A 17,487-nucleotide genomic window follows, 5' to 3' on the forward strand; every position below is an offset into this window, starting at 1 on the left:
CGATGACGCTCGCGCTCTCCACCACCCTCCCCCGCCTGGCAAACAAGGCCGTCTGGTCGTTCAACGACGACGGCACGCTCATGGATCTTGCCGCACCCGATCCGAAGGTCGTTCGTTTCGACGAGATGGCGAAGCGCCTTGCCGGCATCCGCCGGTTCAACGGGCGTGGCATTCCTGTCGCGCAGCATTCCGTCATGGGTGCCCAGGCGATCATCAATGAAGGCGGCACTTCCATGGAGGCCGCCTTTTTCCTTCTTCATGACGGGCACGAATACGTGCTCGGCGATATCGTCAGACCCGCAGAGGACCTGCTTTCCGGAATTCTGGGGACCATCGCCGTAAGGGAGGCCGTGAAGCTCGCCAAGGCCCAATGGGACGAGGCGATATATACCGCCGCGCGCCTTATCCCGCCGTCGCTCTGGACCATGAAGCATCGAAAGCTGGTCAAGAGCATGGATGATCGCATGTGCCGGGCCGAGGCGATGGCCTTTTTCGGCGCGGCGGCCGCCCGCCAGTTCCCCGACATGCCGATCCCGAAGACGACGGGAGCATTCCGCTGCTGGGGCGAGGCCAAGGCCGAGGAGGCTTTCTTCGAGATGGCACGGTCTCTGATCGGCCGCGACAACATCGAGGCGCAGCACGGCATTGCCGCCTCCGCAAGGAGGCGCTGATGTCCGGCTATCTCAACAAGGTCCAGCTGATCGGCAACCTCGGCACCGATCCGGAAATCCGCCGCACCCAGGACGGACGGCCGATCGCCAATATGCGGATCGCCACCAGCGAGAGCTGGCGCGACAAGAATACCGGCGAGAAAAAAACCAAGACGGAATGGCACACCGTCGTCGTCTTCAGCGAGGGTCTTTGCAAGGTCGTCGAGCAGTATGTGAACAAGGGCGACAAGATCTTCATCGAAGGTCAGCTCGCCACCCGCAAGTGGCAGGACCAGAGCGGTCAGGATCGCTGGTCGACGGAAATCGTCCTGCAGGGATTCGACGCCAAGCTGATCATGTTGCCGAGCTCGTCCGGCTCCGGTTACCGCGCCGGCGGCGATGGTGCCGGAGATTATGGCTACGACGACGATCGCGCCTCCGGCCGCTCTTCATCCTCATCATCTTCGGGCTCGACCCGAGGCCAATCCTCATCGTCGGGCGGCAGTTTCAGCCGCGACCTGGACGATGACATTCCGTTCTGAGGTCAACCATGCCCGTCATCACCATCAATACGGAAATCTCGTTCGACATCGGCGATGTCGAAGACGACGTCATCGAACGCGAAGTCCATCGGCGCAAGGGCGTTCACGACAAGCTAAAGGATGATTGGAAGGACAATCTTGATCCGCCAAGCGCTTCCGATTTCTCCACCGCGGAGCTGATGGACGTTCTCGAAGATCGCGATGTCGACCTGCGCCCATGGATGGAGCGCTGCTATCGCCTGATCGCCATGGGCGAGAACGACGAGGCGATGGACCTGATCTATCGCGAATACCAGGGAGGGCTTGCCCCCCCGTCCACCGAAAAGCGCATCGCCGCCCGCCTCTCCGGCAAGAAGGTTCCCGCCCATGCTGAAAACTGAAAAACCTGCGCTGCAGGCGGCGCTTTCCGCCGTCATTGAAGCCGTCAAGGCGAACAGCCAGAACCCGGTCATGTCGGATTTCTTGATCGAAAGGGCCGGCGACGGCATTTCGGTGACCGGCGGCAATCTGGATATCGAGATCCGCAGCACCTGCGACGCCGTGCTGACGGATGACTTTCGCGATTTCACATGCCCGGCGCATCGACTGGTCGATATCGTCAAGAACGCGCCGGAGGCGTCGGTCTCGATCGAGCTGATCGACGAAGGCCGCCAGGTGCAGATCCGCTCCGGCCGGTCGAAACTGAAACTGCCGGCGATGGCAGCCGCGGACTATCCGAAGCTCAACGTCGCGCGGCTGCAGCATTCCGTCAGCCTCTCCTCGGAAGTCCTTGCCAGGGCGCTTTCAGGCGTCGCCTTCGCGGCCGAGACCAGCGACGCCAGGGCGCATCTCTGCGGCGTGCATGTCCGGCCGATGAAGGAGGGCATGGACGTGGTCGCCACGAACGGCCGGATCGTAGCCAAGCGGATGATCGAGGCGATCGCCTTCGACGAGGACATTTCCGGGCTGCCGGCAATCACCATCCCGAACAAGGCTGTCCGGCCGATCGAGAACCTGCTGTCGAACGGCGAGGACGTCGAGATGCAGTTCTCGAAACAGATGATCGTCTTCACGGTCGGCCGCACCACGCTGACGACGAAGCTCGTCGAGGGCATCTATCCCGACTACCAGAAGATCTTGCCGGCCGCCGATTCGGTGACGTCGAAGTTCAGCGGCGCGGCTCTCGGCGGCGCCGTCACGCGCGTGCTGATCGCCACGCCGGATGCTGGCTACGGCATGAGCTTCAAGTTCACCGCCAACTCTCTCGCGCTCTCCGCGCGCGACATGAAGGCCGGCGAAGGAGAGGACGAGGTTCCGATCGAGGCGAGCGGCGAGATCACGACCGGCTTCAACGGCCGGTTCGTCCTGTCGGCGCTCGCCCATCTCGACGAGGACAAGCTTGAACTGACGGTCGGCCAGGACGCCGCCCCCGCCAGAATTCGCGCTGAGGGCGACGAGCACAATTACATCATCCTGATGCCAACCAGAGTGAGGGCCGCGTGATGAACTTCCAGAAACGGGTACAGAAATGGATGCATGCCTGCTTCGGCGAGGAGATCTCCGCCGATCGCCTGGAGCGCGGTGACCGCTTCCTGGAGGAAGTGATCGAGCTCCTGCAGTCGGTCGGCTATCCGCGCGAGCGCATCTCGGCACTGGAGGATTATGTCTATTCCCGCCCGGTCGGGCATCCTCCGCAGGAAGTCGGCGGCGTCATGGTTACATTCGCCGCCTTCTGCGAACCCCACGGCCTCGATATGACCAATGCCGGCGAGGATGAGCTGTTTCGCTGCTGGAGGAAGATCGAGGCCATCCGAGCGAAGCAGGCGTCCAAGCCCGTCGGGTCGGCGCTTCCTGTCGCCATTGCACCCCCACCACCCCAGACACATGTGGAGCGGGATTGCTGTTGCTTCTATCCCACCAAATGCGACGGCACATGCGTTGCTTGCGATGACCCCGCGCCCGTTACGCATTTGGTGGGTGGCGAAGTTTACGCTACCGCGCCAATCGTCCTGACCGAATGGGAGCGAACTCGCCTCTCGCAACATGTCGCGTCCAATGCGCTGACGTATATGGGCCATCATGCTCGCGGCGGCTTGCGGCCTCACGAGATCGAGGAGATGGAGCGCTGGAATGCGCTATCCGACAAACTGAAGGCCGCCCTCGCATCGGAGGGACAGGCAGAATGAGCGAGCAAGACGAAAAGATCATCGACGACATGCGAGCCGGCGTCATCCGCAAGGCGATCGGTCCAACCATACTGCTCGGCTCCGGCACGTATTTCGATTTCGAAGATCCGGAGAGCAGTGAAATCACTATCGAGGATATCGCCTACGGGCTGGCCTTCGAAGGTCGGTGCGCTGGCCAGTGCTTCAGCCGTCTCTTGCAGCGCCGCGTCTTCTATTCCGTCGCGCAGCATTGTGTCCTGATGAGCCTCATGGTGCCGCCGGAGCTTCGGCTGCAGGCGCTGATGCACGAAGTTGGGGAAGCTGTTTGCGGCGACATGACCGCTCCGCTCAAATCCTTGAACCCGTCGTTCAAAGCGATTGAGAAGCGTTGCGAGGCGGCGATCCTCAAAAGGTTCGGCATCACCATGACCGACCCCGTCGCGCTGAAACATGCTGATGTTCGAATGCTCGCCACCGAGCGGCGCGATCTGCTGCTTTGGCGCGGTGAGAAATGGTCGCTGACAGACATCGAGCCATACGATTTCCACATCACGCCGTGGGCGCCAGAGCAGGCAGCAGAGGCTTTCCTTGCGCGGTACGCTGAACTGACCGGCTCCCCAGCACCCTCGCCGAGGGAGGTGGGGAGCAAGCCACACTGCGAACACCGGCAAATCTGCCCCGATGTTGCCAGTGGAATCGCGTGTCGTGGGCAGTGCGCAACATTGAGGGAGGTTGAGTGATGGCTTTCCCCGTTCAATTCGATGGCGCCAATACTCTGATGAAGGCCCCTGAGGGCGCGGAGAACGTGCAGGATATGTACGTTTTCCGCAATGCTCATGCTGCCGTCTCATGCTGGGAACTCTCACCGGAGGAGGTCGCCGAAATCAGCCGGACCGGAAGAGTCTTCCTGTCCGTCCTGATGGGCGGCGCTCAGCCTCCTGTTTATGTCGGGTCAGAAGATGCCGTCCGCAGCGTCGTCGTCGACTTCGGACCTGTTTGGCCGAGATACCCAAGATGACACGCCGCGACCACATCCGCGAAAAGATCATGGCGCGCGTCAAGGTCGACGAGGTGACCGGCTGCTGGATCTGGACCGGTCCGACGTCCGGTTCGGAAGGCCGCGGCGCCGGTTATCCGCGCATGTCCTTGGGGGGGCAGACCGTTGCAGTGCACCTGGTCATGTGGACCAACGAGCACGGCTACATTCCCGGAAAGAAGGAACTGGACCACGTCTGCCGGAATCGCCTCTGCGTCCGGCCGGATCCGAAACATCTCGAGCTCGTCACCCGCAAGCGCAATATCCTGCGCCAGTGGGAGGCGCGACGCGCCGCAATGGTGTGTGAGGAGGTGGGCTGATGGCACGCCGCGCCGGCATCCGCGCCGCCGACATCAAGACAACGCTCGCCGCCCTCAAGGAGAGCGGCCTGACGCCTTGCGCATTGGACACCTTGCCGGATGGCGGCATGCGGTGGCATTTTGTCCCCCTGAAAGCGTCCGAAGAGGACGAGATCGATCGCGAAATCAGGGAGAATGAGGCCAGGTGGTCCAAGTCGAGCTAAAAGGCATCCACACCGTCAAGATCAGGAAGAGCGGTCGCATCTTCGTATATTACTATGCCTGGCGAGGTGGCCCGCGGCTGGAAGGCGTCCCGGGAACGGCCGAGTTCATGGCCTCCTACAATGAAGCGATCGAGAGCCGGCACGCCGTTGACGACACGAAACTCCAATCCGTCATCAATCATTACAAGAAGACGGAATTCCCGAAACTTTCCGATTCCACCAGGCGCGTCTGGTCGCCATGGCTCGACAGGATCTCCGCGCACTTCGGCCAGATGCGGACGGCGATCTTCAATCACCATGAGAAGATCAGGCCTTCTATCCGGCGCTGGCGAAACCAGTACGCCAAAACGCCCCGCACCGCAGACCTCGGCATGCAGGTCCTGTCCCGCATCCTCTCCCATGGAGTCGACCCTCTGGGAAAGATCGCCTCCAATCCCTGTGATGGCATCAAGCACCTCTACACCAGCTCACGCGCCGAGATCGTCTGGACCGATGACGATATAGCCCAGATCAAGGCGGTCGCCTCCGATGAAGTCTGTTTCGCCGTCGACCTCGCGGCCCATACCGGCTTGCGTGTCGGCGATCTCGTGCGCCTCTCGTGGTCGCACGTCGGCGAGGATGCGATCGTCATCACGACGGGGAAGAGCAAACACAGGCGGGAGGCAGTCGTCCCGCTCTACGACGATCTTCGCAGTCTGCTGGGCAGGATCCCGAAGCGATCGCCGGTCATCCTGACGAACAGCCGAAAGAAGCCGTGGACGAACGACGGCCTGGCAAGTTCCTTCTGGACGGCGAAGGTCGAGGCCAACATGCAGGAACGGGATCTGCATTTCCACGACTTGCGCGGCACGGCTGCGACAAAATTCTATATCGCCGGCCTGTCCATCCGCGTGATCGCAGAGATCATGGGCTGGGAAGAGGAATACGTCGAGAAGATCATCAAGCGCTATGTCGCGCGAGGAGCGGCGACGCGCGAGGCGATTCGGCAGATCAACGATGCGCGCCAACGCCGCTCAGATCAGGCGAAAAAGAACGAGGGATGAACAGGCGGGTGTAAAACTGTCTGTAAAACCACGGTTTGTTCTGAAGCCAGAAAAATGCCGGAAGTGCCTGTGGATCAAGGTGGAGCGGGTGAAGGGAATCGAACCCTCGTATTCAGCTTGGGAAGCTGCTGCTCTACCATTGAGCTACACCCGCTTGCGGGTTGAGACTTTCAACAGATGGGGCTGCGTGTCAAGCGTTCCCGCTTTCGATCATGTACGAAAATGTTTGGAGAGCTTCAGGCCTTGTGCCTGATAGTTCGAACCGACACCCGTCCCGTAAAGCCCTTCCGGCTTTTCCTGCATATGCTCGTAGACGAGGCGTCCGACGATCTGGCCATCCTCCAGGATGAAGGGCACTTCATGGCTGCGCACTTCGAGCACCGCCCGGCTGCCGCGGCCGCCTGCGGCTTCATGGCCGAAGCCCGGATCGAAGAAGCCGGCATAATGGACGCGAAATTCGCCGACCAGCGGGTCGAAGGGTGTCATCTCGGCTGCATAGAGCGGCGGCACATGCACGGCCTCTCGCGAGACGAGGATGTAGAATTCATCCGGATCGAGGATCAGTTCGGTGCGACCGCGGCTATAGAGCGGCTCCCAGAAATCGAAGATGTCGTGCTGGGCTTTCTTGTCGACATCGACCACCGCCGTGTGGTGCTTGCCGCGATAACCGATCAGCCCCTCTTTGTCGCCAGTGAGATCGATCGACAGCGCGATGCCGCCGCCCGAAACGTTCGGCTTGGTGGCGGCGACGAGAACCTGGTCATTGTGGAGTTGCAGCAGCTCCGGCTCGCCGAGCAGGGCATTCCCCACCCGGAAGCGTATCTGCGACAGGCGCGAGCCGCGGCGCACGACGATCGGGAAGGTGCGCGGCGAGATTTCGAGATAGAGCGGACCGGAATAACCGACCGGGATCTTGTCGAATTCCTGCGCGTAGTCGGTGATGACGCGGGTAAAAATGTCCAGCCGGCCGGTCGAGCTCTTCGGGTTAGCCGAGGCCGACATGCCGGCCGGCAGGTCGAGCCTTTCCATCAGCGGCACGATATAGACGCAGCCGGTTTCGAGGACCGCACCTTCCGAAAGATCGATCACATGCAGTTTCAGACGGTCGAGCTTGTCGGATACGAGGTGCGTGGGGCCAGGCATGAAGCTCGCGCGGACGCGGAAGGCTTTCGTGCCCAGGCGCAGGTCGAGACTTGCGGGCTGGATCTGATCGAGGTCAAGCTCCCGCTCGGAGGTGAGCCGTCCATTTTTGAAAAGCGCCGCAATCGCGCGGTCCGCCAGAATGCCTGTTTCGCGAGCCATCATGTCTCTTCCGTATTTCAGGTGACAAAACCAAATCGAGACCATTGACGCAAGAAGGCAGCGGGCGTATGGCAGCTTTATCCCGTGGTGATTTGGCCGGTCGGCTTGCAGCCACGTTAAATAAGTGGCTAAAAAGACCGGGTGCCAAACCGGTCTGCTTTTGCGGCCGGTTTTTTTGTTGTTGAAGGTGGGAACTAACATGACCAAGACATGGCGCCCGGCAACCCAGCTCGTTCACGGCGGCACGTTGCGCTCGCAATATGGCGAAACCTCGGAAGCGATCTTCCTGACCCAGGGCTTCGTCTACGACACGTCGGAAGCCGCCGAAGCCCGTTTCAAGGGCGAGACGGACGGCTTCATCTATGCACGCTACGGAAGTCCCACCAACGATATGTTCGAAAAGCGCATGTGCATGCTGGAAGGTGCGGAAGACGCGCGCGCCACCGCCTCCGGCATGGCTGCCGTCACCGCTGCAATCCTCTGCCAGCTGAAGGCCGGCGACCATATCGTCGCGGCACGCGCCCTCTTCGGCTCCTGCCGCTGGGTGGTCGAGACACTCGCTCCGAAATACGGGATCGACTGCACGCTGGTCGACGGCCGCCATCTCGAAAACTGGGAAAAGGCGATCACTCCGAAGACCAAGGTCTTCTTCCTGGAAAGCCCGACCAACCCCACACTGGAAGTGGTCGATATCGCCGGCGTCGCCAGGCTTGCCAACCAGATCGGCGCGAAAGTGGTGGTCGACAACGTCTTTGCAACCCCGCTCTTCCAGAAGCCGCTGGAGCTCGGCGCGCATATCGTCGTCTATTCGGCAACCAAGCATATCGACGGCCAGGGCCGCTGCCTCGGTGGCGTTGTGCTGTCCGACAAGGCCTGGATCGACGAGAACCTGCACGACTATTTCCGCCATACCGGCCCGGCCATGTCGCCGTTCAACGCCTGGACGCTTTTGAAGGGGATCGAGACCCTACCGCTGCGCGTCAAGCAGCAGACGGAGAGCGCCTCGAAGATCGCCGATTTCCTGGCCGAGCAGAGCCAGGTGGCGCAGGTCATCTATCCGGGCCGCAAGGACCATCCGCAGGCCGATATCATCGCCAGGCAGATGACAGGCGGCTCGACGCTCGTCGCCTTCGAACTGAAGGGCGGCAAGGAAGCCGCCTTCAAACTTCAGAACGCGTTGGAGATCGTCAGAATTTCCAACAATCTGGGCGATTCCAAGAGCCTCATTACCCATCCGGCCACGACGACGCACAAGAACCTGACGGACGAGGCCCGTGCGGAGCTCGGCATTTCGCCCGGCACCGTACGCTTTTCCGCTGGCATCGAAGACACCGAGGACCTGCTCGAGGATTTCGCGAAGGCGCTTTCCGAAGTTACGGCCTAACGACCCGGCATGGTGAGTCCGGTCTTACCGGATTCACCATATCAGTTATCCCTAATTTCAAGAAACGCTCACACTCCGTTGTTCAAACCGTGAGAATTCTTGACGTTTCAGCAGCCCTGTACAATATCGGCCAGTGTGGTGGATTTGAAATTCGCAGTATTGTTCGCGGCAAGCGCTGCGGCGAACTTCAAATCCGAAACCACACGGGAATTATAAAACTGCTCATGTTCTTTGGATTCGGAAGTTCGCTCCAAAGTTGCTGCGAAGTATGACGAACTTCGAAATCAGAAACGCAAGTGAGCATTGTTGAGGTGCCGCATGTATCGCGCCCGGACACGAGATATCGAAGTCGCTGTCGAACCCTACTACCTGGAGGAGCAATCCAATCCGGAGGAAAGCCGCTACGTCTGGGGTTACCGCATCGTCATCGAGAATCATTCGCCGATTTCCGTGAGGCTGGTCCATCGTTACTGGCACATCACCGATCAGAACGGTGTGGTGGACGAGGTCGACGGTCCCGGCGTGGTGGGCGAACAGCCACGGCTGAAACCCGGCGATTCCTACGAATATTCCTCGGGCTGCCCGCTCGACACGCCGTCCGGCATGATGTTCGGCCACTACGACATGCAGACAGACGAGGGCGAAACCTTCGAAGTGACCATCCCCGCCTTCTCTCTGGATTCGCCCGGCCTCCTGCGCGTACTCAACTGAACCCGCAGCCGCGGCGACAACCCCGAGGTTATGGGTTGTGCCGTTTTTTCTATTTGTTGCTCCTTTCCTCCTCCGGCATTCTCAGGCCGTCAAAACGGTCTTTGGGAGGAGCCTTGATGACACGTCCTCTTCTGCTGGCGTCCTGCGCCCTTCTGACGTTGGCGGCCTTCACACCCGCGCTGGCGCAGAACAAGAGCAGCTTCATCGACATGAAGGACAGGCCGGATTTTTCGGCCGCCACCGTCTCGCCGCAGATCGCCTGCGGGATGCTGAACGGCCAATCCCTCCCCGAGGTAACCATGCTGAAGGCCACGCATGTGGCAATGGCCGGCACCCTGCCGGGCCATTGCCAGGTGACCGGATATATCCAGCCGCAGATCCGCTTCGAGATCACCCTGCCCGACAACTGGAACCGGCGGCTCTACATGTTCGGCAATGGCGGTTATGCAGGCGAGAACCTCGCCGCGCCATCACGCATCGCCACGCGCGATGCCGCACTTTCGCGAGGTTTCCTGACAGTCCAGCAGAATACCGGACATGACGCAGCCACCTACAAGCTCGGCGATTTCGCCCAGGACCTCGATCTCCTGATCGACTACGGTTCACGTGCCGTGCATGTGACGGTCGAGACGGCGAAGGCGATCGCCGCACGCTATTACGACCGGCACCCTTCCTTCTCCTACTGGGATGGCTGCTCGACAGGCGGGCGCCAGGGGCTGATTTCAGCGCAGCGTCATCCCGGCGATTTCGACGGCATCCTGGCCGGTGCGCCCGTCCTCGACCTCACCAACACGCAGATATGGGGTGTCTGGAACGCCCGGGCGCTGCTCAAGGCGCCGATCAGCAAGGCGCAGCTTCCCGTGCTGGCCAAGGCCGTTATGGACAAATGCGATGGGATCGACGGCGCCGAGGACGGGCTGATCGCCGACCCGCGTCAATGCAATTTCGATCCTGCCAAGGACCTGAAGACCTGCGAGGCCGGTGGTTCCGACTGCTTCACCAATGCGCAGGTGGAAACGCTGAAGACATTGGCCGGCGGCGTGAGGATCAAGGGCGAGACGATATTTCCCGGCGTGCAACACGGAACCGAGGGCGTCGATGCCTCCGGCACCAGCGGCTGGGACATGTGGATGGTCTCCGAAGAGGGCCCGAGCCGGCAGCTCGCCTATGGAGAAACCTTCGTAAAAAACATGGCCATGCTGCCCGCCTCCGGCAAGGCGATCGACTGGAAGACCTTCGACTTCGACACGGAATATCCGAAGATCGGCATGATCCGGGAGATCGTCGATGCGACCAATCCCGATCTCAGCGAATTCGAAAAGCGCGGTGGACGGATGATCACCTATTTCGGCTGGTCCGACCCGGCGCTCAACCCGATGATGGGCGTCAATTACTACGAATCCGTCCGCAAGCAGATGGGCGCCGAGCGGACTGCGGAATTCTACCGCCTCTTCATGGTGCCCGGCATGTACCACTGCAGTATGGGCTACGGCACGGACGTCTTTGACGCCTTTACGCCGCTGATGGATTGGGTGGAAAACGGCAAGCCGCCGGAGGTGATACAGGCCGCTCAGGTGAAGGACGGCAAGCCTGCCATGACACGGCCGCTCTGCCCCTATCCGCAGGTCGCAAAATATTCCGGCAGCGGCGACCTCAAGGACGGCACCAACTTCCAGTGCAAGATGCCATGAGACGAAAAAGGCGGGAGGAAACTCCCGCCTTCGACTTCAAGCCTCGGCGAATTCGGCCGCTTCGTAGCGATACGTGGTCGAGCAGAACTCGCAGGTGACGGCGATATGGCCATCTTCCTGGCTCGCCTCGATCTCCTCGGCGGTAAAGCCGTTCAGCACGCTCTTGATCTTCTCGCGCGAACAACTGCAGCGGTCATAGACGGTCTGCGGTTCGTAGACCCTCACCCCGCGCTCGTGGAACAGCCGGAACAGCAGCCGCTCGATCGGGACCTGCGGGTCCGTCAGCTCGTCCGTGTCGATCGTCTCCACCAACGTACGCGCTTCCGTCCAGGCATCGTCCTCCGTGAAATCGAGCTCGCGCTCGTCGCCGTCACCGCCATGCAGGTCCGGCTGGCGCATGCGTTCCGGCGCCTGCGGCAGGAACTGGGCGACCAATCCGCCAGCCCGCCAGTTGTGGCGCGGCCTGCCCTCGGCATCACGGTCGAAAAGCTCGGCAACACCCAGACGAACCCTGGTCGGAATCTGCTCCGACTGGCGGAAATAGACGTCGGCAATTTCCTCGAGCGAGGAACCGTCGAGCGGCACGATGCCCTGATAGGGCTGCATGCCCCTGCCCTGATCGATGGTGAAGGCAAGTACGCCGTTGCCCAGGAGATCGGGCGGAAAGGTCCGATCTTCCTCGATGGCCTCGGCAAGCGCCTCTTCGTCATAGCGGGCATAGGCGCGCAGAGCATCGGGCGTGGAAAAGTCAGCGACCAGCAAGTCGACCGGACCGTCGCCTTTGGTCTGGACGGTGAACTTGCCATCGAATTTCAACGAGGTGCCGAGCAGCGCGGTCAGCACGATCGCCTCGGCAAGCAAACGTGCAACCGGCGCCGGATATTCATGGCGGCCGAGAATGGCGTTGAGCAACGGCCCAAGCTGAACTGCCCGTCCACGTACGTCCAAGCCTTCCACCTGGAAGGGAACGACGCGGTCATCTCCGGCAAAATCGAGATCGTTCAGTACCACAGTCGCTTCCGCCATGACTTCACTCCTTCGCGCCAACAGTCTTACACAAGCGCCAGCCCGAGCGGAACCGCTGGCTGGAGGAAAAGACGTGACGATGTATGTTGAAACGCCGCTTCTTAAAAACGCGGCGCGATTGACAGCCGGTAGATGGGACCGGCTGCATTGAAAATCAAGGCTGCGCGCAACGAGGCTCAGACAGCGCCAAAGCACCAGGCGAGAATGGACTTCTGGGCATGCAGGCGGTTTTCCGCCTCGTCGAAGACGACCGACTGCGGACCGTCGATCACCTCGTCGGTGACTTCCTCGCCGCGATGAGCGGGCAGGCAATGCATGAAGAGCGCGTCCTTGTCCGCCCGTTTCATCAGCGCGCCGTTGACCTGGTAGGGCTGGAAGATGTTGTGGCCCCGCGCCTTGTGCTCCTGGTTCATGGAAACCCAGGTGTCCGTGACGACGAGATCGGCGCCGGCGACCGCGCGTTCGGCATCGTGGCAGAGCATGATATCGCCGCCGTTGTCACGCGCCCAGTTCAGGAACTTGTCATGCGGTTCGGAACCCATCGGCACCGCCATATTCATGCGATAGCCGAAACGGGCCGCGCCTTCCACGAAAGAATGCAGGACGTTGTTGCCGTCGCCCGTCCAGGCGAAGGTCTTGCCCTTCACCGGACCACGATGCTCCTCGAAGGTCATCAGGTCGGCCATGATCTGGCAGGGATGGGTGTCGTCCGTCAGGCCGTTGATGACCGGCACGGTCGCATGTTCGGCCATCTCCATAAGGCGCGAATGATCGGTGGTGCGGATCATGATCGCATCGACATAGCGGGAGAGGACTTTTGCCGTGTCGCCGATCGTCTCGGCGCGACCGAGCTGCATTTCAGTGCCGGAAAGAAAGAGCGTCTCGCCGCCGAGCTGGCGCATGCCGACATCGAAGGAAACGCGGGTGCGCGTCGAAGGCTTTTCGAAGATCATCGCCAGCATCTTGCCGGCAAGCGGCTTTTCCGCCGTGCCCGCCTTGGTCGCCTGCTTGCGGGTCTTGGCATCGTCGAGGATCGTCCTCAGATCCGCCGAGGACATGGCGGAAAGATCGAGAAAATGTTTCGGTGCGGCCATCTTACGGTTCCCTATAGAGAGGGAACCATCAAATGGCGCCCCCTTCTGCCCCTCAGGCTGATTTCTTCAGTTCGGCGGAGGAAAGCTTTTCCGCCGCCTTTTCAAGACGGGCAAGCCCCTCGCGGGCCTCCTCGACGGTAACGGTCAGCGGCGGCAGAAGGCGCACCACATTGTCGCCGGCCGGAACGCCCAGCATATGTTCGCCGCGCATCGCCGCAACGAGATCACCCGCCGGCACCTTCGCCTTGATACCGAGGAGCAGACCTTCGCCACGGATTTCCTCGATGACATTGGGGAAGCGATCCTTGAGGCCGGCAAGCCCCTGGCGGAAGATCAACGATACGTCGCGCACGTTTTCCAGGAAACCGTCGGCGAGGATGACATCCAGCACGGCATTGCCGACCGCCATGGCGAGCGGGTTGCCGCCATAGGTCGTACCATGGGTACCAGCCGTCATCCCCGAAGCCGCATCCGCGGTCGCGAGGCAGGCGCCGAGCGGGAAGCCGCCGCCGATTCCCTTGGCGAGTGCCATGATATCCGGCGTGACGCCCGACCACTCGTAGGCGAAGAGTTTGCCGGTGCGACCGACGCCCGTCTGCACTTCGTCGAAAACCAGGAGCAGGCCATTGTCGTCGCAGATCTTGCGCAGCGCAGCCAAGAATTCCTTCGGAACCGGACGGATGCCGCCCTCGCCCTGGATGGGCTCGATCAGGATCGCAGCCGTCTTTTCCGTGATGACCGCATTCAACGCGTCCAGATCGCCGAAGGGCACCTGGTCGAACCCTTCGACCTTCGGCCCGAAGCCTTCCAGATATTTCGCCTGGCCGCCTGCGGCGATGGTCGCAAGCGTGCGGCCGTGGAAGGCGCCTTCGAAGGTCACGATATGGAACCGCTCCGGATGGCCCTTCACATACTGATAACGGCGGGCTGTCTTGATGGCGCATTCCAGCGCCTCCGCACCGGAATTCGTGAAGAACACCTTATCCGCGAAGGATTTCCCGACGAGGCGGCGCGAGAGGGTCTCCTGCCCGGGCACTTCATAAAGATTGGAGGTATGCCAGACCTTCTCGGCCTGCGCCTTCAGCGCTTCGACGAGATGCGGATGGGCATGACCAAGCGAGTTGACCGCGACACCCGATCCGAAGTCGAGATATCGCTCCCCGCCTTCCGTCACGAGCCATACACCCTCGCCACGCTCGAAACGCAACGGGGCCCGGGCAAAGGTGTCGAAAAGCGCGGCTTCAGCCATGGCGACATCACTCCTCTAGGCAATCCAAAAAGCCGTGGAACCGGCCAAAAAATCAAAAATGCCGCCCACTGGGCGGCGGTGGCACTATCGATGTTTAGGCTATGAATGTCAACAAACCGCGGTATTTTGCGTGACCTTGGCTAAGAAACAGGCAGGCGCCTTCAGATGTGACAAAAATGACTCTCCCGAACAGCAAGTTGGGGAAAACCACGAAATCGATTCCTGCAGATTCCTCCGACTCTTGCCACGGAGTCAGCCTCACACTAGGTTAATCGTCAATTACTAGACTGCATGCGGCGGAACTAGTCACCTCAAGCATAGATGTAGTGGGTGCTGCGGAATGATGTCCTCAGCAAAGGTGGAAGGATTCTGCATGCCTGCAACGTTCAACGGCGGAGAACGGGCATGAACTGGACAGACGAGCGTGTCGAGAAACTCAAGAGATTGTGGTCGGAAGGCCTTAGCGCCAGCCAGATCGCTGCGCAATTGGGGGGCGTGAGCCGCAATGCCGTGATCGGCAAAGTGCATCGCCTCAGCCTGCCGGGCCGGGCGAAGGCCGGCGGCACCGTGGCAACCGGTCGCAGCACCACCAAGCGCACGACGTCTGCCCCAAGGGCTCCGAACTACGCCTCCCGGGTTACGACCCGGACCGTCGCCCGTGCTGTCGGCGCGACCGTCATGAAGGAGGAGATCGAGGTCGACTCCTTCCAGGAGATGGAATACGTGCCGGCCGGCAATGTCGTGGTGCCGATTTCCCGCCGCCTGGCACTGACGGAACTCACCGAGCGCACCTGCAAATGGCCCGTCGGCGATCCGCTCAAGGAAGACTTCCACTTCTGCGGCTGCGACTCCCCGGATTCCTCACCTTATTGCAATTACCATGCCCGGCTCGCCTATCAGCCGGTGCACGACCGCCGCAGAGCCGCCGCCCGGGCCTGAAAAACCGGCACGAGGATGAATTGAAGGCGGGCTTCGAGGCCCGCTTTTTTCTTGCGCATGGCAGCCATGCCTTCCAAGACTTGCCGAGTGGTTCGAAAGCACCTATCTCAACGGAGCGAGGACGGCCTCCCCCATATTGGGCCAAGACTTCGGGACGACCCGGAACCAACCCATTCGGGGAGTATCATGCGCTCGACCAGCGACCGTATCCGCCACGCCATCAGCTTCGAAATTATCGCGCTGCTCATCGTCACGCCGCTCGGTGCGCTTGCCTTCGGCAAGCCGGTCTCCGACATCGGCATTATCGCGATCGGCGGTGCGACGATCGCCACCGGCTGGAACTACCTCTACAATCTCGGTTTCGACCACCTGATGCGGCGACTGACCGGAGGCACCCAGAAGACGCCGGCAATTCGCGCAGGGCATGCCATCCTTTTCGAGGTGGGCCTGCTCATCGTGCTTCTGCCGTTCGTTGCCTGGTATCTCGATATCAGCCTGTGGGAAGCGCTGATCATGGATCTCGCCTTTGCCGCCTTCTACGTCGTCTATGCCTTCGTCTTCAACTGGGCCTATGACCGGCTTTTCCCGCTGCCGGAATGGCAGAAGGCAGAGGCGCGTTAATGCGCGCCTCTTTTTCAGCCGTCAGGATTCCATAAGACAGGCTGTGAGTGCGAAAAGGACCATCCGCTGCCTTGGCACCCGGTTCAGATCAGAACCTCACGGTGAATTCGCTTCCCTTGCCGACTTCCGACTTCACAATCAGGCGCGCCCGGTGACGAGTAAGGATATGCTTGACGATCGCAAGCCCGAGACCGGTGCCCTTCTTTGAGCGGCTGTCGGCAACGCTGACCCGGTAGAAACGCTCCGTCAGCCGCGGAACGTGCTCGGCGGGTATGCCTGGCCCCTGATCCACGACGCTCACCTCAACCGGCTTCGATGGTCCGTTCTTAAGATAAACATCGACGAACTTGCCTTCCTGACCATATTTGCAAGCATTCTCGATCAGGTTCTCGAAAACCTGGACGAGTTCGTCGCGATCTCCCAGCACCTCGACCTTGCCCTCGGGCAGGTGCGTGCGAATTTCCACCCCGAGGTCTTCGGCAAGCGGCAGAAGTGCATCCCGCACGTGACCGATCAGGGGCCTCAGATCGACGGTCTGGTCAGGGGCGATATGGGATTTGAGCTCCAGGCGCGAAAGCGACATCAGGTCGTCGACGAGGCGGCTCATCCGCGTCGCCTGATCGAACATGATGGCAAGGAACCGCTCCTGGGCTGCCGGGTCGGACCGCGCCGGTCCTTGCAGCGTCTCGATAAACCCCCTCAGCGACGCAAGCGGCGTGCGCAGTTCATGGCTCGCATTGGCGACGAAATCCGAACGCATCCTGTCGATGCGGCGCAATTCCGAAATGTCCTTGAACGACAGAAGGTAGAATTTCTGCACCTCGTCTTCCGGGGTCTCGGGCGCCCGCTGGCCGAGATCGATCGGCGCGACGCGCAGCATATAGACGCGTTCGGAAGGCAGGCGTTCGGAATGCTCGATCTGGTTCGGCTCGTCCGTGGCGATGGTCTCGCGCACCATGTCGAGAATGCCGGGCGAGCGTAATTTCGCGGAAAGATGCGAACCGGTGGGCAACGCACCGAAAGCCTTCTCTGCCGCCTTGTTCTGAAAAAGGACGGAGGCATCCTGCCCGAGCACGAAAGCCGGAATATCCAGCGCTCCGAGGGTTGCAGCCACCTGCGGCAAAGGATCGAAAACCGGTTCCTCCTCTTCGACAACCTCCGGCTCCTCGACCGGCAAGACGGCCGGCTTGCGGGCCACCACGACGAGGACCAGCAGCAGCCAGCCGGCAAACACACCCGGCCATGCCATACCGGCCAGAAGAGCGAGGGAGGCGACGAGCGTCAGGAGCAATAGCAAAGGCCGTTCCTGGCGAGCCCGGACAACCATCTCGCCCAAACTCCGCCACCATTTTTCCAATACCGACTCCACGATCCGACTCGCCGTTCTCACAAGTTGAACACGCGCACATATATGCCTTGCGTGACAGATATACATCGCCTCCAATGGACCGATGAAAAAAACCGCGCTCACATGACGGTAGCCGGATTTCGAACCTGCGTTACATTTGAAAGTCGCTCTGTCTGCAACATTG

General features: G+C 61.0%; 20 protein-coding genes, 1 tRNA gene and 1 riboswitch. Of the genes, 15 read left to right on the forward strand and 6 right to left on the reverse strand.

Annotated elements, in window-relative coordinates; translation table 11 throughout:
• Positions 1 to 2: 2 nt before the first annotated feature.
• The 10 genes from ABK249_RS02870 to ABK249_RS02915 are packed head-to-tail and all read left to right on the forward strand — an operon-like array spanning position 3 to position 5,938.
• Positions 3 to 671: a hypothetical protein gene (locus ABK249_RS02870; RefSeq protein WP_348862167.1), complete on the forward strand. Its 669-nt coding sequence runs from the start codon at positions 3 to 5 to the stop codon at positions 669 to 671.
• A complete protein-coding gene (locus ABK249_RS02875) occupies positions 671 to 1,192 on the forward strand; it encodes a single-stranded DNA-binding protein (protein WP_348862168.1) in 522 nt (173 codons plus the stop codon). Before ABK249_RS02870 ends, ABK249_RS02875 begins: the two co-directional genes overlap by 1 nt.
• An 8-nt stretch (positions 1,193 to 1,200) precedes the next feature.
• Complete coding sequence (locus tag ABK249_RS02880; RefSeq protein ID WP_348862169.1) at positions 1,201 to 1,572, forward strand: hypothetical protein; 372 nt, start codon at positions 1,201 to 1,203, stop codon at positions 1,570 to 1,572.
• A complete protein-coding gene (gene dnaN / locus ABK249_RS02885) occupies positions 1,559 to 2,674 on the forward strand; it encodes a DNA polymerase III subunit beta (protein ID WP_348862170.1) in 1,116 nt (371 codons plus the stop codon). The genes ABK249_RS02880 and dnaN overlap by 14 nt, the downstream gene beginning before the upstream one ends.
• A complete protein-coding gene (locus tag ABK249_RS02890; protein WP_348862171.1) occupies positions 2,674 to 3,357 on the forward strand; it encodes a hypothetical protein in 684 nt (227 codons plus the stop codon). Before dnaN ends, ABK249_RS02890 begins: the two co-directional genes overlap by 1 nt.
• The gene (locus tag ABK249_RS02895; protein ID WP_348862172.1) at positions 3,354 to 4,076 is read left to right on the forward strand and encodes a hypothetical protein; all 723 of its coding nucleotides are present in this window, start codon (positions 3,354 to 3,356) and stop codon (positions 4,074 to 4,076) included. Before ABK249_RS02890 ends, ABK249_RS02895 begins: the two co-directional genes overlap by 4 nt.
• Positions 4,076 to 4,354 carry a hypothetical protein gene (locus ABK249_RS02900; protein WP_348862173.1) on the forward strand — a complete coding sequence of 93 codons (279 nt, stop codon included), beginning with the start codon at positions 4,076 to 4,078 and terminating at the stop codon, positions 4,352 to 4,354. The genes ABK249_RS02895 and ABK249_RS02900 overlap by 1 nt, the downstream gene beginning before the upstream one ends.
• On the forward strand, positions 4,351 to 4,692 hold the full coding sequence (locus ABK249_RS02905) for an HNH endonuclease signature motif containing protein (protein WP_348862174.1): 342 nt from the start codon (positions 4,351 to 4,353) through the stop codon (positions 4,690 to 4,692). Before ABK249_RS02900 ends, ABK249_RS02905 begins: the two co-directional genes overlap by 4 nt.
• A complete protein-coding gene (locus tag ABK249_RS02910; RefSeq protein ID WP_348862175.1) occupies positions 4,692 to 4,895 on the forward strand; it encodes a hypothetical protein in 204 nt (67 codons plus the stop codon). The genes ABK249_RS02905 and ABK249_RS02910 overlap by 1 nt, the downstream gene beginning before the upstream one ends.
• Positions 4,877 to 5,938, forward strand: a complete 1,062-nt coding sequence (locus ABK249_RS02915; protein WP_348862176.1) for a tyrosine-type recombinase/integrase — start codon at positions 4,877 to 4,879, stop codon at positions 5,936 to 5,938. Before ABK249_RS02910 ends, ABK249_RS02915 begins: the two co-directional genes overlap by 19 nt.
• Before the next feature lie 80 nt (positions 5,939 to 6,018).
• Here ABK249_RS02915 and ABK249_RS02920 read toward each other — a convergent pair.
• A tRNA-Gly gene (locus ABK249_RS02920) sits at positions 6,019 to 6,092 on the reverse strand.
• A 56-nt stretch (positions 6,093 to 6,148) separates the two neighbouring features.
• A complete protein-coding gene (locus ABK249_RS02925) occupies positions 6,149 to 7,243 on the reverse strand; it encodes a 2'-deoxycytidine 5'-triphosphate deaminase (RefSeq protein WP_348862177.1) in 1,095 nt (364 codons plus the stop codon).
• 71 nt (positions 7,244 to 7,314) lie between these two features.
• Positions 7,315 to 7,393, forward strand: a riboswitch (SAM riboswitch).
• A gap of 46 nt (positions 7,394 to 7,439) precedes the next feature.
• Between ABK249_RS02925 and ABK249_RS02930 the strand changes: the two genes are divergently transcribed.
• The 3 genes from ABK249_RS02930 to ABK249_RS02940 all read left to right on the forward strand — a co-directional run bounded on the left by ABK249_RS02930 (position 7,440) and on the right by ABK249_RS02940 (position 11,026).
• Positions 7,440 to 8,624, forward strand: a complete 1,185-nt coding sequence (locus ABK249_RS02930; RefSeq protein ID WP_348862178.1) for an O-succinylhomoserine sulfhydrylase — start codon at positions 7,440 to 7,442, stop codon at positions 8,622 to 8,624.
• A 318-nt stretch (positions 8,625 to 8,942) separates the two neighbouring features.
• On the forward strand, positions 8,943 to 9,335 hold the full coding sequence (gene apaG / locus ABK249_RS02935) for a Co2+/Mg2+ efflux protein ApaG (protein WP_037159018.1): 393 nt from the start codon (positions 8,943 to 8,945) through the stop codon (positions 9,333 to 9,335).
• A gap of 116 nt (positions 9,336 to 9,451) precedes the next feature.
• Positions 9,452 to 11,026: a tannase/feruloyl esterase family alpha/beta hydrolase gene (locus ABK249_RS02940; protein ID WP_348862179.1), complete on the forward strand. Its 1,575-nt coding sequence runs from the start codon at positions 9,452 to 9,454 to the stop codon at positions 11,024 to 11,026.
• Between the two features lie 36 nt (positions 11,027 to 11,062).
• Here ABK249_RS02940 and ABK249_RS02945 read toward each other — a convergent pair whose 3' ends face one another.
• The 3 genes from ABK249_RS02945 to ABK249_RS02955 form a co-directional block, all read right to left on the reverse strand.
• A complete protein-coding gene (locus ABK249_RS02945; protein ID WP_348862180.1) occupies positions 11,063 to 12,052 on the reverse strand; it encodes an Hsp33 family molecular chaperone in 990 nt (329 codons plus the stop codon).
• Between the two features lie 176 nt (positions 12,053 to 12,228).
• Positions 12,229 to 13,146 (reverse strand): ornithine carbamoyltransferase, encoded by a 918-nt coding sequence (argF, locus tag ABK249_RS02950; protein ID WP_037159027.1) that lies wholly within the window; start codon positions 13,144 to 13,146, stop codon positions 12,229 to 12,231.
• Between the two features lie 52 nt (positions 13,147 to 13,198).
• Positions 13,199 to 14,395 carry an aspartate aminotransferase family protein gene (locus ABK249_RS02955; RefSeq protein ID WP_348862181.1) on the reverse strand — a complete coding sequence of 399 codons (1,197 nt, stop codon included), beginning with the start codon at positions 14,393 to 14,395 and terminating at the stop codon, positions 13,199 to 13,201.
• A gap of 405 nt (positions 14,396 to 14,800) precedes the next feature.
• Here ABK249_RS02955 and ABK249_RS02960 point away from each other — a divergent pair, with 405 nt between their 5' ends.
• Positions 14,801 to 15,334: a GcrA family cell cycle regulator gene (locus tag ABK249_RS02960; protein WP_037159029.1), complete on the forward strand. Its 534-nt coding sequence runs from the start codon at positions 14,801 to 14,803 to the stop codon at positions 15,332 to 15,334.
• Between the two features lie 186 nt (positions 15,335 to 15,520).
• Positions 15,521 to 15,955, forward strand: coding sequence for a PACE efflux transporter (locus tag ABK249_RS02965; RefSeq protein ID WP_348862182.1), 435 nt, complete (start codon positions 15,521 to 15,523; stop codon positions 15,953 to 15,955).
• An 88-nt stretch (positions 15,956 to 16,043) separates the two neighbouring features.
• On the opposite strand, the gene phoR is transcribed toward ABK249_RS02965, so the two are convergent.
• Complete coding sequence (gene phoR, locus ABK249_RS02970; RefSeq protein WP_348862183.1) at positions 16,044 to 17,282, reverse strand: phosphate regulon sensor histidine kinase PhoR; 1,239 nt, start codon at positions 17,280 to 17,282, stop codon at positions 16,044 to 16,046.
• Positions 17,283 to 17,487: the final 205 nt, after the last annotated feature.

The organism is Neorhizobium phenanthreniclasticum (assembly GCF_040066075.1).
In the GTDB taxonomy this organism is placed as follows: Bacteria; Pseudomonadota; Alphaproteobacteria; order Rhizobiales; family Rhizobiaceae; genus Neorhizobium; species Neorhizobium petrolearium.